Source organism: Sulfitobacter rhodophyticola, from assembly GCF_041281685.2.
GTDB lineage: Bacteria > Pseudomonadota > Alphaproteobacteria > Rhodobacterales > Rhodobacteraceae > Sulfitobacter.
In genome coordinates this window covers 213,961-238,385 of record NZ_CP166251.2, presented here as the reverse complement: position 1 = coordinate 238,385, position 24,425 = coordinate 213,961, and the positions used below count along the sequence as shown (strand labels likewise).

Below are 24,425 nucleotides of genomic sequence, written 5' to 3'. Positions count from 1 at the left end.
TCATGCGAAACGAATTGGGACGACAACAAAGGACTTCGCATTGACATAGATCATGTCGGCAGTGCGATTTCTGATGTGTACCTGATCTGGGAACGAATGAGGTGGGCGGCTATGCTGAGAACCGATCGGGTTGAATCTGCCATGCAATTGAACCGGAACGAGCTGTTCCGACTGGGCACGGCATTGATATTCATTGTGGGGATCATGCTGTTCACGATTGCCCGTACTGACGGCGGTGTCGATGGTATCCTGTTGGTGGTCGCCGCAATGATTGGCGGCTACATGGCTTTGAACATCGGCGCAAATGACGTGGCCAATAACGTCGGACCAGCGGTCGGCAGCCATGCGATTACGCTGACAGGGGCCATCATCATTGCCGCATGTTTCGAAGCCGGTGGCGCGCTGATTGCCGGAGGCGACGTGGTGGGAACGATCAAGAAAGGGATCATTGATCCCGAACTGGTCGCCGACCGGGCCACATTCATCTGGCTTATGACTGCAGCGCTTCTTGCGGCGGCTGTCTGGCTGAACTTCGCCACAGCGATCGGGGCACCGGTATCCACCACCCATTCCATCGTAGGCGGAGTGCTTGGCGCTGGAATTGCCGCCAGCGGCTGGGACATCGCGAACTGGAACCAGGTTGGGATGATTGCCGCCAGTTGGGTTATTTCACCGCTTCTGGGCGGGCTGATCGCCGCACTTTTCCTCTATATCATTAAACGAACGATTACCTACAAGTCAGACATGCTGACGGCTGCGAACCGGATGGTGCCCGTACTTGTGGCGCTGATGGCGTGGGCGTTTGGTACATATTTGATGCTCAAAGGCGTCAAACAATTGATCAGGGTCGACTTCGTCACCGCAGTCCTTATCGGTCTTGGCATCGCGGCTGTCATCTATGCGATCATGCGCCCCTTCATCGCCCGCACAACGCGCAACCTTAGCAACCAGAAATCCAGCGTGAACGATCTTTTTACCATTCCGCTGATCTTTGCCGCGGCCCTTCTGAGCTTTGCACATGGGGCCAATGACGTCGCCAATGCTGTCGGACCGCTGGCTGGCATCAATGAGGCGATTGTCGGCGGTGCGGTTACCTCCAAGGCCGCGATTCCGATCTGGGTCATGGCAGTCGGGGCCGTTGGTATCGCCCTTGGCTTGGCGTTGTACGGGCCAAAATTGATCCGAACCGTTGGAAGCGAGATTACCGAACTCGACAAGACACGCGCCTTTTGCATCGCCATGGCAGCGGCCCTCACCGTGATCGTCGCTTCGCAATTGGGTCTTCCTGTCAGTTCGACCCACATCGCCGTTGGCGGCGTCTTTGGTGTCGGGTTTCTGCGGGAGTACATCAAATCCGGCTATGCGCGAACCATACAGGAAATCCGCGATCATCACGCGGACAATGATCCCGACGAAGTCGATGCATTCCTGGCCCGCTTCGCAGAGGCGGACGTGACAACGAAGGGTGAAATGCTGCGCGCGATGAAGCAGCAGGCGGCAGGCACGAAACTTCTGGCAAAACGGGAACGGCGCGGACTTGGACAAGTGCACCGGATCGAATTGGTCAAGCGCACGCTGTTGCTGAAGATCGCCGCCGCCTGGGTCATCACCGTGCCCTTGGCTGGCAGTCTGGCTGCGATGTTCTTTTTCATGATCCGGGGCATGATGCTGCCGTAACGCAAAAAGATGACCAGTGAATTGAATCAGCTTGAGTTGGGAACCGGCCTGATTGGCGGGCTGGCCCTGTTTCTGTTTGGCATGGACATCATGACCCGGGCGCTCAAGCAGGTGGCCGGGACATCGATGAAATCGATCCTTGCTCGGATGACCGGAAACCGTTTCACCGGATTGATCGCTGGCGCCACTGTGACGGCAATCATTCAATCGTCGTCGATCACGACGGTTCTGCTGGTGGGCTTCATTTCGGCGGGCCTGATGACCACGGGCCAAAGCGTGGCCGTGATACTGGGGGCCAATATCGGCACGACGATCACCGCGCAAATCCTTGCGTTCAAGGTCACCGCGCTGGCATTGCCAGTCCTGTCGCTTGGGTTCTTCGTCTCATTCATTGCCAGGAACAAGGCCACCCGCGAAAAGGGGCGGATCGTTCTGGGCCTTGGCATGGTATTTTTCGGCATGGCGATCATGAGTGACGCCATGAAGCCCCTGCGCAGCTTTGAGCCGTTTCTCGATTTCATGCTGTCGCTGGACAGTGTGCTGCTGGCCGCCCTTGTCGGCGCTGGTTTTACGGCGCTGGTGCAGTCTTCGTCAGCCACAACAGGCATTCTGATCGTGATGGCCGGGCAAGGCCTGATCGCATTGGAGCCTGCGGTGGCATTGGCTTTGGGGGCCAACATCGGCACATGTGTCACGGCGCTTTTGGCCTCGATCGGGGCCCCACGGGAGGCCGTGCGCGCGGCACTGGTTCACACACTTTTCAATGTCGCCGGTGTCCTGATCTGGATCGGCTTTGTGGACCAGCTTGCCGATATGGCACGCGCCATTTCGCCAGACAGCCTGTCCGGTTCCGGCATTCCGCGCCAATTGGCCAATGTGCATACTTTCTTCAACATAGTGAACGCGTTGATTTTCGTTGGGTTCACATCGCAGCTGACGCGAGCGGTGGAATGGCTCGCCCCTGACAAGATCGAAACAGCTGACCCGAAATTTGCGGCCAAACACCTCGACCCGAAATTCCTCGACGTGCCTGCATTTGCCATCGATGCCGTGCGGCTTGAAATCGTGCACTTGGGGACGCTGCTGCGGGAAATGCTGCAAAGCGCCGTTCCCACGGTCGTGACCGGCAGCCCGCTTGATGTTGATCGGTTGCGCGTCATGGACCGCCCCATCGATCTGCTGCACCGCGAAATCGTCGGGTACATCCGACAAATCAGCCTGAGAAGCCTGCCCGCAGACCAGTCTCGTCTGCTTTTGGGTCTCGCCAGGATCGCAAATGATCTGGAGCACATCGGTGATCTGGTTGCCACGGGGCTCGTTACCTCCGCGCGCAAGCGTATGGAAGAGGACGTGGTCATCAGTCCAGCCACGGTTGCTGTTATCAAGGGCGTGCATGAAAAGGTGGTCGAGGCGCTGGATGGCGCATTGCAAGCGCTTGACGCGCAAGACACGGATGCCGCAGCGCAGGTCCGGCAGATGAAGGCGCGCTTCGTCGCGCTGGTCGAAGGCGCTGCGAGCCATCAGGTTGACCGGTTGCGGTCAGATGCCCCGAAGCGGCTCCACACCTACGCCCGCGAGATTGAGCTGACCGAAACGCTTGATGACATTTTCAAGATCATCCGACGGATCGCTCGCACGGAGTTGGGTCTGTTCAATGAGGCGACGAAAAGTGAGACAAAGAATTAAGGCCGCTTATTCGTCATTGAAAGATCATTCATGCTTTTCCCTTCATCCAAATGAACGGCTTCGTTGTTCTTGAGAAGAACTTGGGAAGGTGGGGTTGACCCGAAGGCGGTTCGCGGTCGAACAGCGGTTTTAGCCGACAGGTTGTCCTGCCTTTGCGACCGCCGCGATATTCCGCAATTCACCGCCCGTTAAGAATGGCTTGCTGTACCGATCAAGGCAGGATTTGAGCACCAAGAACCGCATAGTCGAAACCGTCGGCGCGCCCGCCCAACTCGCGTGCCAGAAAGCGTTCAATCTTGCGGAACATCAATATCCGCTGTTTCCAGTCCATATTTGAAAACGTGTGACCCGCGCCGTCAATCACCTCGTACTGAACCTCCTTGTCCGCCCCACGAAGGGCTTCGACCATACGGTCGGCCTGATCGCGGATGACACGGACATCATTGGCACCTTGGATGATCAACAAGGGACCGGTGACGTTCTTGACATTGTAGATCGGTGAACGCGCGCGAATTTCAGCCAGATCGTCCGGATCACCAGGATCGCCGATGTATTTGCGGTACCAGTCGGGCCAGCCCGTCCAATAGACCGGAACCTCCTGCAACATGGTCGAAATGTCGCTGATGCCATTGATATTGACACCGGCGGCAAACAGATCCGGGCTTTCCGTCATCGCAGTAAGGGTCTTGAGGCCGCCAAAGCTGCCGCCCATCACCGCCACCTTGTCAGGATCTGCGATGCCCTGATCAACTGCCCAGGCGCGTGCATCGACGATGTCTTGATGCATCTTCCGGCTCACCTCGCCGATGGCCGCCTCGCGAAAAGCGCGGCCATAGCCGTCACCGCCGCGGTAATTGACGTTCAGGACTGCATAACCCCGATTGGCAAGCCAAAGTGCAATGGCATCGAACCCCCAGCGCACGCGCGAAACCGGTCCGCCGTGGATGCGGACGACCGTGGGCGCTGGACCCGCAACTCCCTTTGGTCGCGTCAGATATGCATGGATGGTCAGACCGTCGCTGGCCGGGAAACTGACCGGCTCCATCGGCGACAAAATCTCGGCACAGTCGGCAATGGACGGGCGTTGCATTTCCTCAACTTGACCGGTTTCCATATCGGCAAAGAACTTCGTCCATCCCTCTCGGTCATCCTCGACTTCCCAAATTGCCTTTGAAAAATCCGACGTGGCCGAAACGAGATGTATCGCAGCATCGTCTGGCTTTTCGATCTTGTTCACCATCGCCTCGATATCAGCGTCGAAGAAACGGCGTTCCTGCAGCCCCGGATAGGAAACCGCCATGATCGGCTCACCCGTGACTGGCTGCGTTACAATCCAAGACAGGTCTACACCGTCATTCCGGTGCAGGACTTCTTCATCGCCGGTGACGGCATCCCTGCGCACCAAAGCGCGTTTGTCGCGTCCAAGATCCGACATGGCAAGGAAGCGGCCTGTCTCATCCGGTTCCGACAAGACCCAGAAACTCTCATCCAATCCGCCGGAAGCGACCTGATGCCATTGCGCGCCCGCTTTGACGGAGACCTGCCATCCGCTTCCGCCATTTGCCACCGAGCGGAGGTAAAGTTCGCCCGCCCGATTGAACCGCCAGCCGACAGATTGATCCGATATCAACTCAAGCGGCGTTGTCTGACCACTGTCGAGGTTCAGCCGGTAGAGATCAAATTTGGACGGGTCGCGCCCATTGTGAGCGACAAGAATATCCGCGCCACCCTCGGCAGGCACGTCCTGGATCCACGCCTTTACGTCACGACCAAAATCATAGGTGCGTGGTTGCGACCCCGGTTTTGTCACGTCGACCGATACGATCTGGTCGTTTTCCCAGCCATCGCGGTCGGCGAGATAAAGAAGATAGCGGCTGTCGGCGGACCAGCGATACCAACGCACTTCGTCCGGTGTGTGGTAGATGTCTGCCTGATCGTCGTTCAGGTTGCGCACCCACAATGCGGGTTTCAGCCGCTTTGCCTCCAACCATGCCAGGCGCTGGCCATCAGGTGACAGACGAAAGCGCCACTGCGCAAAGGCATCTGCATAAAAGGCGTTTAATGGCACCAGTTCGGGCAGATCGGCTTTCACCAATTCAGGGTGACTGGCCTTGATCGGTGGATAGATCACCAAGAACAGCAAGACAGCCGCCGCAGCGAGGAAGCTGATAAGGGCAATCAGGCTCTTCTTGACCATGTTGGGCCTCCTTGTTTGGATCGAGTGTGCTGGGGTAACGCCCGAAGTGCAAGACAGGCTGGGGTTGGCCAAGGAGGCTGCGTTGCGTTGCTATGTCGACAACACAAACTGCGAAGTCGAAGGTGGCTGACGCACTGGATTTCGAATGCGCTGCATCATCGAAGGCAAATCACTCCCTGTCGGGCAACTGACGGCTTAGTCCGGACCTTGCGCTGGATCAGGCAACTGCCGTGCAGCTTTCTCAAAACCATCGTTCGTAAACCTGCAGAATGCTGGATCCTTGCAATAGCGTTGGCGCCAGTCGACTGTCCTGTTGCTGCGGCGGCCCGTTGACGAACCAGATTGCCTTGCGGGCAAGGTATCAATTGCTAAGCTCCCGACTGTCGCATCTGAGGGACAAGGAGAAGGTTCAGTGCTTTGCAAGATCGGTGACGTTGAGGTCTGGAGAATTCTCGAAATCCACGCTCCTTTCATGACGCCAGAGGAACTCTATCCCAACGCCGGTCCTGATGTCAGAGCGATCGTGGAAGCACACGTACCGGGTGGGCTTTGCCCTCAGTCCGGGCGACTGATGCTGCCGATACAGGGTTTTTTGCTGAAGACGCCTTCTCACAATATTCTCGTGGACAGTTGCGTGGGGAATGACAAAACGGCCCCGAACGATCCTGATTGGCACAAGCGTTCGGACACGAGATTTATCGCAGCGCTGGCGGCCGCTGGAATGAATGTCGCTGATATTGACTACGTGCTATGCACGCACCTCCACGTCGATCACGTTGGTTGGAACACCCGACTTGAGGATGGGCGGTGGGTGCCGACCTTCCCGAATGCGCGTTACCTGATGCCTGCCGCCGACGAAGAAGTTCAGCGTTTGTGCAAGAGCAATCTCTACGCCGAAAGCGTGCTGCCGGTGATAGAAGCCGGGCAAGTTGAATTGGTCGAAGCCGGGCATATGTTGGGCGATCACGTCACGCTGGTACCCACTCCGGGACATACGCCGGGCCATGTGTCAGTTCTTGTGAAAAGCGGGGACCGTGCCGCTTTGATAACCGGGGACGCGATCCATTCGACTGTGCAGTGCTGGCATCCTGAATGGCATTTCAAATACGATACGGATGCGGAGACCGCAGTCCGCTCCCGCAAGGGGTTTCTGGAACAAGCTTCTGAAACAGACTGCCTTGTCCTCGGCAGCCATTTCGCACTCCCTTCGGTTGGCCGCGTGAAAGCGGAAAAGGACGCGTTTCGTTGGGAAGGTTGAGCTTTGGTTCAGATTCAACGCACGACCCCGGCGTCAACTTCGTGATATCCTATGCGGGCGGCCCCGAAGAAACATTCAATCCGATCAGCCGCACCGCAGTGCGGCGTCACCGGAACGGCCGTTCGCGACATGTGCAGAACCAAAAGCTGATCAAATTCACCGTCTGCGGACAACCCGGGATTTCGGCGCCGCGGTTCCAATCACCGCATACGCAGAGCCTTCGTGGACGAGCGGATCAACCGCGCATCCGTTCGAATTCCGGGTCATAAGGCGATGGCGCGATGACCTGCGCGGCAATGCGTTCTCCGCATAGATCGAGTTGCATCGATGTTTCAGGTTCAGCGAATTCAGGTTTGACGAAGGCGTAGGCGAGGTTCATTCCGATACGGTGCCCAAAGTCCCCGGATGTGATTGTGCCGATCACTTTGCCATCTTGCATCAGTGACGCGCCCGGGTGGGCCGGTGCAAGGGTCGCATCGACTTTCAATGTGACCAACTGGCTTTGTGGTCCCGCTGCCTGTCGCTCAAACAGGGCCGCTTTGCCGATAAATTCGCCCTTGCTGATCTTCACAAACCGCGCCAGCCCCGTTTCAAATGGATCAAACTCCGTGATCAGGTCTGCTTTCCAGTGCAAAAACCCCTTTTCCATGCGCATGGAGTCAACGGCCCGCGCGCCGAAGAGTTTCAGCCCGTGTTGCGCGCCTGCCTTGCGCAGCGCCAGAAAAACCGCATAGAGCGAGGCATTGGGTACATGGATTTCATAAGCCAGTTCACCTGAGAAGCTGACCGCCATGACAGTTGCGGGTGCGAAACCGATGCATGCCTCACGTACGGAGAGCCACGGAAACGCTGTGGCGGACCAATCGCCGCGCGCGCAGGCAGAAAGAACGGCGCGCGATTTTGGTCCAGCCAGGACAAGGATCGTTTGGTCATTTGTCAGGCTGCGCAGCTGCACGTCTTCGCCGGGTTTCAGGTGCGTGGTGAGCCAGTCCATGTCGTGGTATTCTGATGCAGCGGCCGATCCATACCAGACCCGTTCCGGTCCACGTTCCGACGCGGGCAGGTTCGCGATTGTCGCTTCGGCCTTGATGCATCCGTGATCATTCAAAAGGTATCCTAACCCGACGCGTCCAACGCGCTTTGTCACGGTCCCGCAGATCATTCGATCAAGAAAGGCATGGCGGTCGGTGCCTGTGATCTCGATCCGGTTGAAGCCGTTCACCTCGGCGAGCCCGACATGGGTCTGGACGTTTCTGACCTCTGCGGCGATCACGTCGAAAGCTTCGTCGAAGTTGAAGCTCAACGACGGGTGAAAGTCGGGGGACGGCTTGATATAGTCGACCCGCTCCCACCCATTTACGACCGTGAACTCCGCCCCCTCGGCGGCCAGAATTGGGGTCAGCGGCGTCGTCTTGGCGTTGCGTCCGGCGGGGCGGTGTTCGTGTGGGAAATGAAAGCGAAATTCGTTCTGATAATCTTCGATGGCTTTGCGCGCGGTCAATTCGACGGTTGCGTGTCCGGTAAACCGCCGAGGGTCGACGACCCAAGTGTCATAACAAGCCTCGCCATGGACGATCTGCTGGGCGAGCAGCCAGCCGTGGCCCCCGCCTTCGCCCAATCCGGCCCGCAGTCCGATGATACAAAAGGCATTGCGCTTGCCCGGGATCGGGCCGACCAATGGTGCACCGTCTATGGTGTAGGTGATGGGCCCGTTCACCACACGTTTGATGCCAACCTCCGCCAGCGCTGGCATCCGCTCAAACGCGCCTTCCAGCACGTCCATCACGCGGTCCAGATCGTCTGGGCAGAGATCGTTGGAAAAGCTGGGGCTGATCCCGTCCATCCCCCACGTCTTGCACCCCTGTTCATAGAACCCGACGAGTAGCCCGCCCTTTTCCTGACGGGAATAGTAATCCGAGATCGGGCAGCGCAGAAGTGGCATGCGGTGCCCGGCCTCGGCGATGGCGGGGATGTCGTCCGTTATGAAATACTGGTGCTCCATCGACGCCACGGGGTGTTGTACACCCATCATCGCGCCCACTTCGTTCACGCGGTAGCCGCCTGCGTTCACCACGATATCGCAGTCAATATCGCCCTGTTCGGTGTGGACGGTCCATGTGTCGTCCTTGTGCTGGGTCAGCCCCGTCACGGGCGTGTTCCGATAAACCATGGCTCCTGCCTTGCGCGCATGAAAGGCCAGCGCCTGGCACAACTGCGCTGGATCAATATCGCCGTCCTCGCCGTCCCATAGGCCGCCAAGCAGGTTTTCGGTCGAAATCAACGGGTGGCGGCGTGCGCATTCCTTGGCGTCGATGACCTCGAATTCCACGCCCATCCCGCGCGCCACCGAAGCAAAATGATGGTAGCCCTGCATCTGCGCCTCGGTATTCGCCAGGCGGATGCCACCGTCGCCGTGATGATACCCCACGGGATAGTCAGGATCGTCACGCAGTTGCTTGTAGAGCGCGATAGAATGCGATTTCAGCCCCACCATCGTTTGCGTCATCCCAAAGTTTGTGACTTGGGCCGCCGAGTGCCACGTGGTGCCGGAGGTCAACTCATTCCGCTCAACCAAGACGACGTCGGACCACCCTTCTTTCGTGAGATGATAAAGGGTCGAGCACCCTGCAATGCCACCCCCGATGACAACGACCTTGGTTCTGGATTTCATGGTAGTCTCCTGATGTGCGACGTGCTGACTATCACAGGAATCCGTTCCTTTGAAAAACGGTTTTAGATGACGTAGTACCCCGGAAAATCCGGGGTAGTGGCATCGCCCTGTCGCTTCGCGCCACGTTCAAGCCAATTCGTTGAAGGCGAACACGTTGCTGTCCAGCAAGAAGCTGCACGCCATGACGCCTGACCGCGGACTCAGATCGAGGGGGGGGTCAACATCTCGGACGACGCTGTTTGTGCCGATACCTATGACGGGATAGGGGTTCAGACGTCCGGAAGGTATTTTGCTGGGATGTCTGCGCTTTGGATAGGATCGGCCAAGCTGATGGATCTGCGGGTCCGGTATTGAGGGGTCCACTGGATGCCGATGCCCTGCTGCGTGACTGACGTCACCCCAAGCCCGATGGGCAGTTATGACTTTTGGCGATTAAGCCACCAGGAATGCATGGAGGTGAACACCGGTTCTAGCGCCCGTCCGTCCGCCGTTGCGGAATATTCAACGCGCGGCGGGACCTCTGCGTAGACCTTGCGGCTCACAAGGCCGTCGGCTTCAAGCGCGCGCAATTGGTTGGTCAGCATGGTCTGGGTGATCCCGTCGATCCGTTTCCTCAGTTCGCCGAACCGTTTCGTCCCCTGAAAGATCAGGATCTGCAGGATCAGCAGCTTCCATTTGCCGCCGATCATGCCGATCACCGCAGGGGCGGGACAGGGGGTATCGGCCGTATCAATCATCGCATTTTTGGTTTTCAGCCGCTCAGGCACCTTGTTTCCTCCAATAGTATGCTTTTTGATAGTATATTTAAAAAATCTGCCTACTTTCTGGACCATACCAAAGGGATTACGTTTTGCAACGATGCTTGCACAACGGAGATCCATCATGTCCCTTACCCTTTACACGATAAGCGGTGCCCCAAGTCCGTGGCGGGTTGCCATCGGTATGGCGATCAAGGGCATTAAATATGAGACCAAGCTGATGTCGCTGGCCACAAATGACCACAAGGCGCCGTCCTATCTGAAGATCAATCCAAGAGGTACGGTGCCTACGCTTGTGAACGACGGCATTGTGCTGCGCGACTCCATTGCCATGCTTGCCTGGCTGGACCGTACCTTTCCCGACCCTCCGCTTTTCGGCGTATCCGACACGGAAACTGCGGCGATCTGGCAAAGTACAATGGAGACGCTGGATTACCTGCCGGACGCTACAAGCGGCGTGCTGTCGTCGATTTTCTTTCAAGGGGCGACCGAGGCCACCGAAAACCTGAAAGAGGCGGCCAAGGTACTTGGGAAAGAGCTTTGGAGGTTAGAAGCCACACTGGATGCATCGGGGTTCTTGTCGGGCGCCAATCCCGGCGCTGCGGATGCCGTGGCATTTCCGCATGTCAGGCTTGTGCAGCGGGCGACAGAGACGAAACCGGAGATCATGACCGCACTGGGGCTGCCCAGCTTGCATGCCGACTTTCCAAACCTGGCTGACTGGATAACGCGGATGGAGGCCCTGCCTGGTGTTGTGGATACCTTTCCCCCGCATTGGACCAGCGCGGACTGAGAACGGAGGCATCAAATCCATGAAAGACCGCAACTACACCAGGTCCATCCAAGTTTCAGCTAGTCCCGCCGCTTCGTTTGCCGCCATCACAAGCGGTGTCGAACACTGGTGGACAAAACCGGATCGAACCATTCGGGCGGTCGGGGATCGCGCGAAATTCAGGTTCCCGCCGCGTCAATCCTACTGGACTTTTGAGGCGGTCGAACTGAAACCGAACGCATTTGTGAAACTGAAATGTATAGATGCCCTTCACATGCTCGAAGGGTTTTCCGACACGGTCCAGACCGAATGGTTGGGGACATCCACGCATTGGAGGATTTCCGCAGAGCGTAGCGGGTCGAGAATTGAGTTCACGCACGACGGGCTGCATCCAGGATTGCAGTGTTTCGACATTTGCCAAGCAGGGTGGGACATGTTTTTTGTCGGGAGCCTGAAAGCCTATCTGGATACAGGGCAGGGCAATCCACATGTGTCGTCCCGGTAGCGGCCCGTGTCGCGCATGCTGTTTGAAACAAGCAGAGCGGGTAATGCCAAACCATAGTGTTGTCGATGCGGTGAGACCGTGTGACCGATTGTTGGCAAGGGTGATGTGCTGGCCCGGACGGGGCAATTGTTCGGCAATTGAAAACCCATGGTGGGGGACGGCAAGGTGCGGTTTTGCCCCGCAACGAACTGCCGGATGGCTGCGTCTTTTCCTGCGGATGCACTGCGCCAGCAGACGGAGGTTTGGCGCATACACACGTTTAAGGAGAGTAACGCCCTCGTCCTTCCCAACAAACAAGCGGTACCGGCAAGCTTTCGCATCTTGAAAGTTAAGTGGCTAAAACAAAGGTATTATTTCATTTCCTTCAGCGATGCGTCGCAGCTTTGGGCGGTCAGGCTGACCTGTCATCTAAACGTGCGACTATTTGATGAGCCGCAAAAAGTGTACCCTGTACAAGCATAACTAGAAATTTATGCGACAAGGGGGACCGGCCATGGATGCCTACGATCCGGAAGATGTCGAATTTGAACTCGAAGACGATCAGGAGTTTTTTGGCTCCGGCGACGAGGACGAATTCGATCCCGATGATGAACTGGAGTATGAGGGCAGTTTCGCCGAAGGAGACGGCATTTTCGAATACGAAGATGACGACGAGGGCGGTGTGTTCGAGGATCTGACGCACGAGCTTGCCCCCGGCGCCGATTATCAGGTGATCTTTGATCCCAAGGACACGCGCAAGCGGATCACCAATACCACCGCGGTCCCGTGGCGGCATATCGTCAAGATCAGCCCGCCGGGCTGCACGGGAACCCTGATTGCACCAAACAAGGTCCTCACGGCGGCGCACTGCGTCTTCAACCGCTCGCGCAAATCGCGCTATTCCGGAATCCGCGTGATCCCCGGCAAGAACGGGTCGAAGGAACCTTTCGGTTCTGCACGCGCCGTGCGGGTGGACTATCCGTCGGCCTATGTCCGGGCGTCGAGCTATGACAAGGCGTGGCCCCATGACTATGCGGTCATCACGCTGGACAAGCCCATAGGCCGCAAGACCGGCCACTGGCCCCGGCTTTCGGCGCTTTCGGCGCGCAGGCTTCGGAGGGTCAAGCTGAACACGGCAGGCTACCCGGGCGACAAGGGCGGTCAGCATCTGTACTGGACATACAACCGCGTCAGCAGTGTCCGGGGTGCCCGGATCGAATATCTGCATGACACGGCGGGAGGCCAGAGCGGCAGCCCGGTCTGGCTGAAGTCCGGCCGTCGCCGCACCATCGTTGCGGTCCATACCGCCCGCGACAATCCCGCGACCCCGATTATCGCCAATCGCGGCGTTGCGCTGACACGACCCATCTTGAGGAGGATCAGGGGATGGATGCGCAGCTGATTCAGCTGCCCGGGCAAGCGTCTGCGATGCAAGAGGACTGGACCCGGATCCAGCGGGTCAACCTGTCCCGCCATGCCTTTGGACTTGCGCCGTTTCGCATTGAGGATTTTGGCCCCGGCGCGGGACGGCCCAGCGGTGCGCACCTGGCGGCCGTGAACGATCTGCTTGCCCGCTTCGGGACTTTGATCAGAAGCAACCTTGATCAGTTGGGACGCCCTGGCCGCAGCCCGGTCCCCCCGAAACATGTCACCCGTCTGAAGGATCGCGGCCAGCAGGTCGTTGAAGCGGCAGAACGGATCTGGGACCATTACTATATGCTGTTCAGTCAGCGGCAGACCAAGCTGGGTCTGCGCCTTCAGGCCACGGACCGGATCGCGCTTGATTGCTATCAGAAGATCTATACCGGCCTTGGCCGCGCCCGTTCGATCCCCACGCCGCCCCCGTTTTCCTTCATGACCTCCGGCGGCGGCCCCGCGACGTGGCGGCGCGGTATTCGGGTGCCGCATCTTGGTCGTTTGCCCAACCCGTTCCCGATCGTGCAATTGCCGCATCACCGGCTGCTGAACCCCTGGACTTTGGGTGCCGTCGCGCATGAGGTCGGCCATAACCTGCAATCCGATCTGGGGTTGTGGCAAGCCATGCCCGCCGAATTGCAACGCCAGATCGAAGCCAGAGGCATAAGCGCAGGCGTGGCGAAAATTTGGGCGCGGTGGCATTCGGAGCTGTTCAGTGATCTTGTCGGGATCCTGTTCATCGGTCCGGCCATGGCCGCATCGCTGATTGACGTGATGGCGCGGTCCCCGGAACGCGTCACGCATTTTGATCCGCGCGGTGTGCATCCGCCGCTGCTGATCCGCATTCCGATTTCCCTGACGCTGGTGTCACGGCTGGGCTTCCGCAAGGAAGCCCGCGCAATGGCCGCAATCTGGCGTCGTCTTTATTCCCGCAAGCTGATCCGGCGTCTGCCGCCGGAGCTTGGCCATGCGGTGCGTCCGGCAACGCAAGCCGCGATCGAGGCGCTGGTCTATACCAAATACCGCCAGTTCGGTGATCGCAGTCTTTCCGACGTGGTCAGCTTTGGCACGCGCGAGGCGGCAATGACACGCGAAGCTGCATCCCGGCTGGCCGCGGGTACCGATCCCGGCATCGTCCCGGAGCGGTTTCTGATCGGCGCGTCACGGATCGCAATTGAACGCAGGCTCGCTCCGCCGGGCCGCATTGTCACGAATTTCTACAACGCATTGGAACGGAGGTGACCCAGATGAGAATTGAAACGGCCGCGGAGGCCGCCAATCCCAAAGCCAAGGTCGACCGTATCATGAGCGAATTGCTCGGCCAGGACTTCGACCTGCTTTCCCGGACCGGCCGTGATGCGGCAATCGAGGCCATCGGTGAGCGACAGAGCGACGACGGCCCGGCACCCGAAGCCGACACGGTAGAGGTCCCGGAAAAGAATAGCCTGTCCGCCTGGAAGGCGGCGCGCAGCCTGTGCGCCACCTTGCAGATCAACGCAGCACTTGCCCGGCTCGACAAGCTGGAGCCCCTGCCGGACGAAGGCGAGGTATTGACGCCGGGTACAGACCCCGACGATTTCGCGACGGCCAGACGGCAGGTGCGCGAACAGCTTCAGGCCCTGCGGGACGAATACAGCCAGGACAACGACGCGGAGGTGCTGGAGAACATCTATCGATCGCTGTTCGGAGGCGACAAGCCGCTGTTCGACCAGTTGCGTGAAAGCGGCAACTTTGTCCCCAAGCGGGTGAATGACCGCAAGGACGAAGTACACGTGATCCACTATGTCGCGGTGCGCGGTCTGGTGGCCATGCTGTGCAGCTTCAATCTCGGCTGCAAGACCCCGACCAAGGAGCCCACGGGGCAGAGCAGTGTCAGCGAAAGCCTGACCCTGACTGAACGCGCTGTAGTGTGCGCCCGCGATACCGGTCGGCATCTCCACGAAGAGCTGGGGGCGATGGGCATCACGAGCGATTGTGCCATGGACGCCGTGCCCGGTCTGGACTTTGAGGCACGCGCGGTGGAAGAGGCCGAGCCCGAGGTCCCCAAGGTGGGCAAATCCAAGGCCTATGCGGAAAAGGACAGGCCCGTGCCGACCGTGCGCGAACTGCTTGTTCTGATCGACCGTGTCGAGGGTGCCAGTGATGCCTGGATCGCAGCGCTCGACAAGGACGGTCGACGCGGTGCGCATCTTATCCGGAGCGAGATCGACCGGCTGGCCGCAAAGGCCCAGCGTTTCAAGCCCAAACCGCCGACAAAGGGAAAGGACTGGCCCCCTGTCGCCCGGCTGACCGACCATTTCGTGGAAGAACTGGACCGTGCCGCGCACGGCATCGGTCGGTTGCTGGAAAGTTGAGAGATCCCATTCGAGCCAAAGCAGATTGGAGAACGTCATGGCGACTTTTGAAGAACTTGATAAACGCCGAAGGAACCTTGAACAGCTCAAGAATGATGCGTGGCGCAAGCTGGCGGAGGAACACCCGAACGACCCGCAGGCCCAGGCCGTTTTGCTGTCCCGCCTCAACGCCCTTGAATCGAGCGTTCTTGCGCCCGGCAGCACCACGCTGTTGCCGGTTGAGATTGGTGCGCTGGGCATAGCGCGCACCCGTGGCGCAGAGCGGCTTGGGCAACTCCCCACCGGCGATCGGCGCCCCAGCTACGATGACAATGTCGGATACCAACGCATTGTCGCGGTCTCCGAACTCTACGCGCTGATGCATGTGGAACGCGCAGGCCTTTTTCGGGCCGTGGCCAAGTTGATCGAATTGTACAATTCCGGCCAGGTCCGGTTGTCGGGTGGGCCCGGTGCGGAGCTCCTCTATCAGGTCGACCGCACCAGTCTGACGCGCTATTCTGCGCGCGACCGCATGCAGGCCTACTCCCGTGTCTTCGGCTATTCCAAGGTGGCCCCCCCGGGTGGTGCGCGGCCAAACACGGCCTTTCACAAGTTGTTCGTGACGTTCCTGCGCGCCGTGGCGAAGTTCTATCGCGACCGCCGGGTTTCCGATGTGATCCGACCAGACAACCAGCGCGGAAATTTCGGAACCACCGCTGGTGTGCGGCAGGCCGCTGTGGCCGTGCGCAACAATCTCAAGTCCGCGTCATACGGATACGTCAACGTCCTGCGGCAGGAGGTGTTCCAGCTTCAGGCGACCTGTGTCGATATCCTGAGCGCACCGGACGTGCAGAACCTGTTTGGCACCGATGACATCTGGGACACGCTGGAACAGGTGCTGCGCCAGTATCTCAAGGAAGACACGCGCATATCGGAGCGGCTGCAACTGGCCGAAGCGGGTGAGAGTGTTCTGCATTGGCTGGCCGCCGCGCATGTGGCCAACAAGGACCGTGCCACGTTCGAGGCAAGTCTGGAAGACATCGCGGAGGATGCGGAGGAGTGGCTGACGGTGGCCACGTCACTGGGTGAATTGTCTGGCGGTGTCCCGGCACGCGCCCGCCCGGGAGCCAAGATCATCCCGATGCGGCGGAGGGCGGTCTGATGTCATGCACCCATCCGGACAATTCCGTATCGCTGCTGACGTCGATCAGTCGCTGGTCCGCCGAACTGCCCCTTTCGCCGCGCGAATGCGAAATCTGCCGACTGGTCGCTTCCGGCCTGACCAACAAGGAGATCGGCGCGGTGCTTGAGATCAGTGAATGGACCGTCGCGACCCACCTGCGCCGGATCTTCAGCAAGCTCGAAGTGCATTCCAAGGTTGCGATGGTCGCGCATGTGCTCGACCTCGTGGCTGCGGCGGAACGCCAACGTGCCCTGTCGCGTGAGCGGCGCGCACAACTCCCTTCGTTGCACAGGCTTCCGCACGCCGACGCCGTTTAGAAAAATTCAAAGGAGAGGTCAGATGGATAATCAATACGAGATGGAGAATTATGGACTGGAAGACGAGGAAGTCGATTTCAGTTCCGACTTCGAGGACGACGACATGCCCGAATTTGGCGAGGATGACGAAGAGGGCGAGCTGGAATTCTCGGAATACGAGATCGAAGGTGAGCTTGACGAACCCTACCAGTTCGAATTCGACGGTGCGATGGACGGCGGCCACGGGTTCGAAACCGAAGATGGCGGGCTCGAGGACGATGGCTTTGGTTTTTCGGAAGACGACGACGAAGACGGGGATGACGAATACGGTTTGATGGAAGGAGATGACCCGGAGTTCCTTGGTTTCCTCAAGCGCGTTGGTAAAGGTCTGAAGAAAGTGGTGCGCGGTGGCATTCGTGCGGTCAAGGGGGTCTTTGGTCCGCTTCTCAAGACGCTTGGCCCGATTGCCGCACGCATTGTCGGTGGCGTGATCGGAGGAGCGGGCGGGGCCAAGATCGGCGGCACCATCGCATCCGCGATCCTGCGCGAAGGGGAGATGGAAAACGCCGAAGGCACCGAGATTGAATTCGAACGCGATGAGGCCGAGTTCGAAGCCCTTGGTGGTGATCAGGAGGCGTTCGAAGACATGGAGGAAGCCGCCCACGAGATTGCGGAGGCCGATAGCGAACGCCGCGCCAATCGCGGTCTTGCGCGGATGATGCGTGGGGCCATGCGCCTGTTCGGGCGCAACCGGCGGCTACGCCCGGTCATCCCGCTTGTCGTGCGCGCGGGCATCGCCCTGGTCAAGACGTTCCGTGCCAATCGCAAGACACGTTGGGCGATCCGGACGATCCCCCTGATCATTCGTCGTACACTTACCCGATTGGCGCGGGCCAGGAAGGTTGACCGCAAGACTGTCGTGCTTGCCATGTCGCGCGAAACCGCTTGGGTGCTGGCAAACCGCCGCCGGGCGATCAAGGCCATGCGGGGCGGGCGTCGCCGTCGGGGCAGGGGGCGCCGGAACCGTCGCAGGAGGATGAACCGCGAAGAGTTTTTCGTCTGACAGATGGCTTGGGATCGGAGGCGGTAATGCGACATGTTGATGAAACCGGATGGGAGGCGCTGATTGCGGGGTCGGCAGGCGGGGAGACGACCGCCGACCTCAACTGGGCGGCGCGCTTCCCGGCTTCGGTGCAGCAGGCGATTGCAATGGGACTTGGCGCGTGGCCGCTTGCCGTCCAGCGCGCCATCGATGCGGGGATCCGCGATGCCGACAGGCTTGCCGATCTGGCCTTCTGGATTCACGTGCCGGACCTGGGCGGCAGGTCGATCCCGATGAACCACGGCCGCACAAAGCAATGGGTCGCCCTTTGGAAATCGCTGCGCAAGAGTGTGACAAGCATATTGCGCGCCGCGCCGCCCGCTGGCGGGCCGGGTGGCGGCAAGGCCACCGCATCAACCCCCTTTGTAAATATCCGGCGGGTCTGGGTTCATACGAATACCAGGACGATCGTGGGGAGTTCTTCCAGGGCGAAAAGGCGGCGCAGGCAGCTGTGCGATCTGGCGCCGACCGATGTCATGATCGGGACAAACGATGTGTCTGTCGCGCATGCGGCACGTCGCAACAACACGGCATTTGGCACTTATTCCAGCGCCCGGCTGACACCGGCACTGCGCGATGCCATCGATGAACTGAAATCATGCGGCGTGGCAATCCACTTCATGACCTGGATCACAGCAAGAGAGCGGTATTGCCGTGGCCTTGTCGACACGATGTTCGAATTGTGCACCCAAACCGGTGCCCGGTCGCTCATGCTGGATGCGGAAGAACCCTGGACGTACTCCGTCAAGGGGCGCAGCCAGGCAAAGTCATTCGTCGAAACTGTGTTCAGGCCCCTGATCGCGGGCCGCCCATGCTGCGTCGGGGTAAGCCATATCGTTGCGTCCAGCATTGCAAACAAGCTCGATCCGCTGATTGCGGCCTGCGACTATATTCTGCCGCAAGCCTACTCAAGCGCGCGTCCCGGCAGATTGCAGGGTCTTGCACATACCCGCTGGAGCAGCAGGGGCAAGACGATGGTGATGGGCCTGTCGGGCATGTCCCGGGTCAGCAAGTCCGGGATGCTTGCCGATCTCAAGGCGACAGACGGGTTGGGTGACGTTCAGGAGGTCTATTACTGGTCTTTCGGACATCTGCGCGGGAGCAGCAGCCGGTTCAACGTGGTCAAAGCCGCAGCGCAGCGTGCGCGGGCAACCCGGGCCCACCTGCCGCCACCGCCGCTTTGTCATATTCCCTGGCCGCTTTTCTAGGGTGGCAGGCGGACCAAAGACCCTGCGTCTGAGAGCCTGCGACACGGCGCGGGTTCAACGCGGGATCGGCCGCGGCTCCATCCCATCCCCCGCCAACGGCAGCAACTGAATCCCTTGTGACGTTGTACCGGGCACCGCGCATCGACTTCACCGCCATCTGACAACGGTCAGAGTTCACTCATTCCGCTTCATCTTCTTCGACCACGAGCAGGATGTCGCCTGCCTGCTCCATCTGGCGGATGGTGGTCACGATCTGGGACATGGCTTCTTCTGCGTCGTCGGTCTTTACCTTACCCTTTTCGCGCATGTCGTCCCGCAGCTGATCGGCCATGCGGCCTGACATGTTTTCCAGTACGAATGCAATGACGGGGGCGAACCCTGCGTCTTCGGCCCCGGCCAGCGCGGTGACCAGCACGGCCTGATCGACCTCGCGCAGGATGCGGGGAATGTCGCGAGGGGCGATGCGGGTCGGGATATTGCCGAAGGTGAAGATCGCCTTGCGCACCGCGTCAGCAAAGCCCTGATCGGTTTCATCAAGCCCTGTTAGCACATCATCCCGCGTCAGCGTACGCGAGGAATTGAGGATCGCGCCCACCCGTTCCACCGGGCCTTCGTCGAAGGCGCGCAGCGGTTGCGCGTCAAGCTGCGTGGCAAGTGACAGGCCGATCCGGTCCACTGCATCGGGCGTCACGTCAGAAGTCTGAGAGACCGCGTAGGCAATGCGCCGCGCCTGCGGGCCGGGCAGGCGGCCCAGAAGTTCCGCCGCCAGCGGCACGGGCAGTTTCGACAGGGTCACGGCGGCAACTTCTACGCTTTCGTTTTCCAGCACGGGCAGCAGCACGTCGGGTCCAAGCTCCTTCAGGCGTTTCCACGGATCGCCTGATTGCCGCACGCCCGCTTCCTTGCGCAGCCGGGCGGCGGTCTGGGGGCTGATCCTGCCGTCCAAGGCGTCAAGCGCGCCTGCAATGCCGGGGGGAAAGGACAGGCCGATGCGTTCGACTTCTTCAATGAATTCGCCGATCACGGCAGAAAGCGTGTCACGGTCCACGACACGCATCCGGCTCATCTGCTGGGTCAGCTTGACCTGAAGGGCGTCAGGCAGGTCTTCTAGCGGCAGTTCAGCGCCCTCGTTCAGCAGCAGCCGAACGATGATTGCCGCCTTCGCGGCCGGGCCCGGGGTGCCAGACGAACTTGCGCCACTGCCATCAAGCGACGGCAGCGGCGCAATACTCGTTAATGGAACCATGTCATTCATCAAACCATTCCCCAAATGCCCAAAAGCTCTTGTGACAGGGAAGGATGAAAAAAGGCTGAAATTCAGTAGTTAAAGGTCTCTCCGGTGGCGATGGCCTTGGCCAGCGATGCCTCTGCCCAGGTGCCGGTACCGCCATGTGCACGAATCGCGTGCAGTTCCTTGATTGCGGCGGGGATCTGACCCATCTCGACCAGGCCCTGACCCATGTAGGAGCGGGCCAACACATTGGAGGGATTGACCTCAATCGCGCGGGTGTAGAACGCCATGGCGGTGTCAACATTGCCCATCTTGCGGTTGGTGAAGCCCATGTAGGTCAGCGTGCGGTCATCGTCCTGCGGCATGGCGGCCAGCACGGTCTGGGCGTCATCATAACGCCCCGCATAGGCCAGCGACCGAACGGTCTGGTAAAGCGTGTCCACGTCCAGACTGCTTTCCTGCGCATTGACGCAGGTCTTGGTTTTCTTGTCGTATACCAGCCCGGTCTGGCACTTCGGCTTCTTCGGTGCGGATTCATTTCCGCCGCCAGCGGCCAGCGCCATTGAGGTTGCGCCGAAGGGCAGGGTCAGGGCGGCGGCAAGAACAAAATACTTCATTGAAATCTCCAGTCTGAAACATGGGCTGTGCCCGGCGTTGTGTATCAACTTAGGTGCGTCTGCTAAGAAAACCCGCGGGGGGCGGAATTTATTTGGTCGAAAGCCAAATTTTTTTCATGCAGCGCAAGAATGATCCCACAGAACGCAAAACGCGCCCCAAGGCCCATGTTCAGGCCGGGACGCGCTTGTATTCGTTGGATGGCTCAGGTGCTGACAGGCAGACAGCTTTGTGTAGCGCTATCATAGCTGGTGCCGTCAGCGCAGGACATCGCCTGTTTCTCCTTGCCATAATTGCAGCCTGCCGCCAGGCTGAGTGTCGGAGCCGCTGTCAGGGCCAGGGCAATCGCAAGGGTCTTGATCTTCATGGTCCGTCTCCTTTTGTTGTCGTTGCGTAAAGGTACATCGTTTGCGCAAGAATTCAAACGCGGCGTGCGCGTCTGCGACATTTCGGAACAGAACTGCCTATTTATTCAGCGAAGCACTACTCTCCGAAAACGCGCTTGAAGATCGTGTCGACGTGCTTGGTGTGGTAGCCGAGGTCGAATTTTTCCTCGATTTCTTCCTTTGACAGGGCGGCAAGCACCTCCTTGTCGCCCAGAAGTTCGGTCTTGAAGTCCTTTCCGTCCTCCCAGACCTTCATCGCGTTGCGCTGCACCAGCTTGTAGCTGTCTTCGCGGCTGACGCCTGCCTGCGTCAGCGCCAGCAGCACGCGCTGGGACATGACCAGCCCGGAAAACGTGTTCATGTTGGCCAGCATGTTGTCAGGATAGATCAACATCTTGTCGATCACGCCGGTCAGGCGGTTCAGGGCGAAATCCAGCGTGATGGTCGTATCCGGCCCAATCGCGCGTTCGACGGAGGAGTGTGAAATGTCCCGCTCATGCCAGAGGGTCACGTTTTCCATCGCGGGGATCACGGCCATGCGGATGGTGCGGGCCAGCCCGGTCAGGTTTTCGGTCAACACGGGATTTTTCTTGTGCGGCATCGCGGAGGAGCCTTTTTGGCCAGCGGAGAAGAACTCCGCCCCTTCCAAGACTTCGGTCCGCTGCATGTGGCGTACTTCGGTTGCCACATTTTCGATGGAACTGGCAATAACGCCAAGCGTGGCGAAGAACGCAGCATGGCGGTCGCGGGGGATGACTTGGGTGCTGATCGGTTCGGGATGCAGGCCAAGCTGGGCGCAAACGTGTTCTTCCACGCGGGGGTCGATGTTGGCGAAGGTGCCGACCGCGCCTGAAATCGCTCCGGTAGCCACTTCGGCGCGCGCTGTGCGCAGGCGGCGCAGGTTGCGGTCCATTTCGGCGTAAAAACGGGCGAAGGTCAGACCCATGGTGGTCGGTTCGGCGTGGATGCCGTGGCTGCGGCCGACGCGCACGGTGTCCTTATGCTCCATCGCGCGCCGTTTCAACGCGGCCAGCAACGCGTCCATATCCGCGATCAGCAGGTCGGCGGCGCGGGTAAGCTGGACGTTGAAGCAGGTATCCAGAACATCCGACGACGTCATGCCCTGATGGACAAAACGTGCTTCATCACTGCCCACGTGTTCGGCAAGATGGGTGAGAAAGGCAATCACGTCATGCTTGGTGACCGCTTCGATCTCGTCAATCCGCGCCACATCGAATTCCACGTCCTTGGCTTTCCATACCGCTTCGGCATTCTCGCGCGGGATCACCCCAAGGTCTGCCATCGCGTCGCAGGCATGTGCCTCGATCTCGAACCAGATGCGGAATTTCGTCTCCGGGGACCAGATGGCAACCATATCGGGGCGGGAGTAGCGGGGGATCATGCGGACACCTTTTTGTGACTGTTGGCAGGCTCCCGCGCGGCATAGACTGCGCAGGATTGAAGGACAAGGTGGGGGAGGCATGCGACAGGCGATATATGCGCTCGTGCTGTTGCTGCCGGGTGCCGCGCTGGGCGAGGAAGCGGTTTGGCAGAAGCTGAGCGGCGCGCAGATCACGGCGGCGCTGACCGGGCGGGCGCTACAATATGACACCGCGTGGCAGGATTTCCGCGCCTCCGGCAGGACGCTTTATCATGCGGGCCGCGACAGTTGGGGGTATTGGCGGGTAGAGGCCGATCAATATTGTTCGATGTGGCCGCCGTCTGACCTTTGGGCCTGCTACGCGATGGAGCGGGCAGGCGACCGACTGCGGTTCATCGGCATTGGTGCGGACGACGTGACAGAGGCGACCTACCGCGACTAGATCAGCTCTGTCACCACGTGAGAAGACCGCTCCAACGTTCTGTGAACAGGGCATTTATCGGCAATCTCCAGCAGCCGCTGGCATTGGTCGGTGCTCAGATCGCCTTCCAGGCGGATGGCGCGGCGCCATGTGTCCACCTTGTCGCCGCTGCCGGTTTCGGCGTCCTGCGCATGCACCTTGTCATGGCTCACATCGACACTGACATGATCCAGCGGCCATCCCTTGCGCCGCGCATACATGCGGATCGTCATGGAAGTGCAGGCGCCGAGGCCCGCAGACAGGAAGCCGTATGGCGTCAGGCCCCGGTTGGTACCGCCGTAGGCTTCCGGCTCATCCGCAACCAAATGGTGATTGGGGCCGGACTGCACATCCTGCAAAAAGCCTGCCGGATCGGCTTCGGACACGCGCACGATGCCTTCGGGCGCGCCGGGGGGTGGTGCAGGTGCACGCAGCGGCAGGTAGCGGCCGAGCCATGCAGCGATAACTTCAGCGGCATAGCAGGCGTCGTCGGGGTTGGTAATCAGATGGTCCGCTTCATCCAGCGTGACAAAGCTTTTGGGATGTTTGGCAGCCATGAAAATTGCGCTGGCGTTTTCGATCCCCACGATGCTGTCCTTGGGGGCATGCATCACCAGCAGCGCCGCCTTGAGCCTGCCCAGTGCCTCCGTCAGCGCGGCCTTTGATACGTCTTCGACAAAGCCCTGACCGATGCGGATCGGGCGGCCGCCAAGGCTGACCTCGGCTGCGCCTTCGGATTTGATCCGGGGCAGCGCATCGGCGAAGTTATGGGTGACATGGCCTGGGTCGAAAGGCGCGCCAAGGGTCGCGACGGCCTTGATCTGGTCAAGGTCGGCGGCCGCTTTCAGCACCGCCGCGCCGCCCAGGGAGTGCCCGATGAGCAGGCTTGGCGGCATGTCGCGGTCGTTGAGATAGGTGCAGGCCGCGCGCAGGTCATCGACGTTGGAAGTAAAGGAAGTATTGGCAAACTCCCCCTCCGAATGGCCCAGCCCGGTGAAATCGAACCGCAGCACGGCGATCCCCATGGCCGCCAGACGGGCAGCGATGCGTTTGGCGGCAGGGATATCCTTGCCGCAGGTAAAGCAGTGGGCGAAAAGCGCCGTGGCCAGATGCGGACCATCGGGCAGGTCAAGGCGCGCGGCCAGCGCTTCGCCGTTGTGGCCGGGGAAGGTGATGCGTTCAGTGGGCATGGCAGGCTCCGGGGTGTGAAGGTGCTAGGGTGGGGGCGTTGGCGGGATTGCGCAAGGTCTGTGTCAGGGCAGTCACGCGGGCGTGACGCAAGTTGGATCACCGCGAGGGGTTTGCGCGGGT

At 59.8% G+C, this 24,425-nt stretch carries 21 protein-coding genes; 13 read left to right on the top strand and 8 right to left on the bottom strand.

Going from position 1 to position 24,425, the window contains the following annotated elements; translation table 11 throughout:
* Positions 1 to 111: 111 nt before the first annotated feature.
* Complete coding sequence (locus AB4X18_RS02190; protein ID WP_370402068.1) at positions 112 to 1,677, top strand: inorganic phosphate transporter; 1,566 nt, start codon at positions 112 to 114, stop codon at positions 1,675 to 1,677.
* 9 nt (positions 1,678 to 1,686) lie between these two features.
* The gene (locus AB4X18_RS02185) at positions 1,687 to 3,363 is read left to right on the top strand and encodes a Na/Pi cotransporter family protein (protein WP_370402067.1); all 1,677 of its coding nucleotides are present in this window, start codon (positions 1,687 to 1,689) and stop codon (positions 3,361 to 3,363) included.
* 211 nt (positions 3,364 to 3,574) lie between these two features.
* Here the strand turns inward: AB4X18_RS02185 and AB4X18_RS02180 are convergent, their stop codons facing one another.
* Positions 3,575 to 5,560 carry a S9 family peptidase gene (locus AB4X18_RS02180; protein ID WP_370402066.1) on the bottom strand — a complete coding sequence of 662 codons (1,986 nt, stop codon included), beginning with the start codon at positions 5,558 to 5,560 and terminating at the stop codon, positions 3,575 to 3,577.
* A gap of 412 nt (positions 5,561 to 5,972) precedes the next feature.
* On the opposite strand from AB4X18_RS02180, the gene AB4X18_RS02175 reads away from it, so the two are divergent.
* On the top strand, positions 5,973 to 6,818 hold the full coding sequence (locus AB4X18_RS02175; protein WP_432817045.1) for an MBL fold metallo-hydrolase: 846 nt from the start codon (positions 5,973 to 5,975) through the stop codon (positions 6,816 to 6,818).
* 235 nt (positions 6,819 to 7,053) lie between these two features.
* Here AB4X18_RS02175 and AB4X18_RS02170 read toward each other — a convergent pair whose 3' ends face one another.
* On the bottom strand, positions 7,054 to 9,489 hold the full coding sequence (locus tag AB4X18_RS02170) for a GcvT family protein (protein WP_370402064.1): 2,436 nt from the start codon (positions 9,487 to 9,489) through the stop codon (positions 7,054 to 7,056).
* 416 nt (positions 9,490 to 9,905) lie between these two features.
* A complete protein-coding gene (locus AB4X18_RS02165; protein ID WP_370402063.1) occupies positions 9,906 to 10,373 on the bottom strand; it encodes a winged helix-turn-helix transcriptional regulator in 468 nt (155 codons plus the stop codon).
* Between AB4X18_RS02165 and AB4X18_RS02160 the strand changes: the two genes are divergently transcribed.
* The 9 genes from AB4X18_RS02160 (at position 10,372) to AB4X18_RS02120 (ending at position 19,041) form a co-directional block, all read left to right on the top strand.
* Positions 10,372 to 11,040, top strand: a complete 669-nt coding sequence (locus AB4X18_RS02160; RefSeq protein ID WP_370402062.1) for a glutathione S-transferase family protein — start codon at positions 10,372 to 10,374, stop codon at positions 11,038 to 11,040. The genes AB4X18_RS02165 and AB4X18_RS02160 overlap by 2 nt on opposite strands.
* Positions 11,041 to 11,059: 19 nt before the next feature.
* A complete protein-coding gene (locus AB4X18_RS02155) occupies positions 11,060 to 11,524 on the top strand; it encodes a hypothetical protein (RefSeq protein ID WP_370402061.1) in 465 nt (154 codons plus the stop codon).
* Between the two features lie 493 nt (positions 11,525 to 12,017).
* Entirely contained in the window at positions 12,018 to 12,905 is an 888-nt protein-coding gene (locus tag AB4X18_RS02150) for a trypsin-like serine peptidase (protein ID WP_370402060.1), read from the top strand.
* Entirely contained in the window at positions 12,890 to 14,161 is a 1,272-nt protein-coding gene (locus AB4X18_RS02145) for a hypothetical protein (protein ID WP_370402059.1), read from the top strand. Before AB4X18_RS02150 ends, AB4X18_RS02145 begins: the two co-directional genes overlap by 16 nt.
* Before the next feature lie 5 nt (positions 14,162 to 14,166).
* A complete protein-coding gene (locus tag AB4X18_RS02140) occupies positions 14,167 to 15,273 on the top strand; it encodes a hypothetical protein (RefSeq protein ID WP_370402058.1) in 1,107 nt (368 codons plus the stop codon).
* Positions 15,274 to 15,310: 37 nt separating this feature from the next.
* Positions 15,311 to 16,414 (top strand): hypothetical protein, encoded by a 1,104-nt coding sequence (locus tag AB4X18_RS02135; protein ID WP_432817044.1) that lies wholly within the window; start codon positions 15,311 to 15,313, stop codon positions 16,412 to 16,414.
* Positions 16,414 to 16,752, top strand: coding sequence for a helix-turn-helix domain-containing protein (locus tag AB4X18_RS02130; protein WP_370402055.1), 339 nt, complete (start codon positions 16,414 to 16,416; stop codon positions 16,750 to 16,752). Before AB4X18_RS02135 ends, AB4X18_RS02130 begins: the two co-directional genes overlap by 1 nt.
* 22 nt (positions 16,753 to 16,774) lie before the next feature.
* Positions 16,775 to 17,794 (top strand): hypothetical protein, encoded by a 1,020-nt coding sequence (locus tag AB4X18_RS02125; RefSeq protein ID WP_370402054.1) that lies wholly within the window; start codon positions 16,775 to 16,777, stop codon positions 17,792 to 17,794.
* A gap of 26 nt (positions 17,795 to 17,820) precedes the next feature.
* Positions 17,821 to 19,041, top strand: coding sequence for a hypothetical protein (locus AB4X18_RS02120; protein ID WP_370402053.1), 1,221 nt, complete (start codon positions 17,821 to 17,823; stop codon positions 19,039 to 19,041).
* Between the two features lie 178 nt (positions 19,042 to 19,219).
* On the opposite strand, the gene AB4X18_RS02115 is transcribed toward AB4X18_RS02120, so the two are convergent.
* The 4 genes from AB4X18_RS02115 to purB all read right to left on the bottom strand — a co-directional run bounded on the left by AB4X18_RS02115 (position 19,220) and on the right by purB (position 22,675).
* The gene (locus tag AB4X18_RS02115; RefSeq protein ID WP_432817043.1) at positions 19,220 to 20,296 is read right to left on the bottom strand and encodes a flagellar motor switch protein FliG; all 1,077 of its coding nucleotides are present in this window, start codon (positions 20,294 to 20,296) and stop codon (positions 19,220 to 19,222) included.
* A gap of 62 nt (positions 20,297 to 20,358) precedes the next feature.
* Positions 20,359 to 20,889 carry a tetratricopeptide repeat protein gene (locus AB4X18_RS02110; RefSeq protein WP_370402050.1) on the bottom strand — a complete coding sequence of 177 codons (531 nt, stop codon included), beginning with the start codon at positions 20,887 to 20,889 and terminating at the stop codon, positions 20,359 to 20,361.
* A gap of 203 nt (positions 20,890 to 21,092) precedes the next feature.
* A complete protein-coding gene (locus tag AB4X18_RS02105) occupies positions 21,093 to 21,254 on the bottom strand; it encodes a hypothetical protein (RefSeq protein WP_370402049.1) in 162 nt (53 codons plus the stop codon).
* Between the two features lie 116 nt (positions 21,255 to 21,370).
* On the bottom strand, positions 21,371 to 22,675 hold the full coding sequence (purB, locus tag AB4X18_RS02100; protein WP_370402048.1) for an adenylosuccinate lyase: 1,305 nt from the start codon (positions 22,673 to 22,675) through the stop codon (positions 21,371 to 21,373).
* A gap of 79 nt (positions 22,676 to 22,754) precedes the next feature.
* Between purB and AB4X18_RS02095 the strand changes: the two genes are divergently transcribed.
* Positions 22,755 to 23,096, top strand: a complete 342-nt coding sequence (locus tag AB4X18_RS02095) for a hypothetical protein (protein WP_370402047.1) — start codon at positions 22,755 to 22,757, stop codon at positions 23,094 to 23,096.
* Here the strand turns inward: AB4X18_RS02095 and AB4X18_RS02090 are convergent.
* Positions 23,093 to 24,304, bottom strand: coding sequence for a bifunctional alpha/beta hydrolase/OsmC family protein (locus AB4X18_RS02090; protein ID WP_432817042.1), 1,212 nt, complete (start codon positions 24,302 to 24,304; stop codon positions 23,093 to 23,095). The two genes, AB4X18_RS02095 and AB4X18_RS02090, sit on opposite strands and share 4 nt — an antisense overlap.
* Positions 24,305 to 24,425 lie beyond the last annotated feature (121 nt).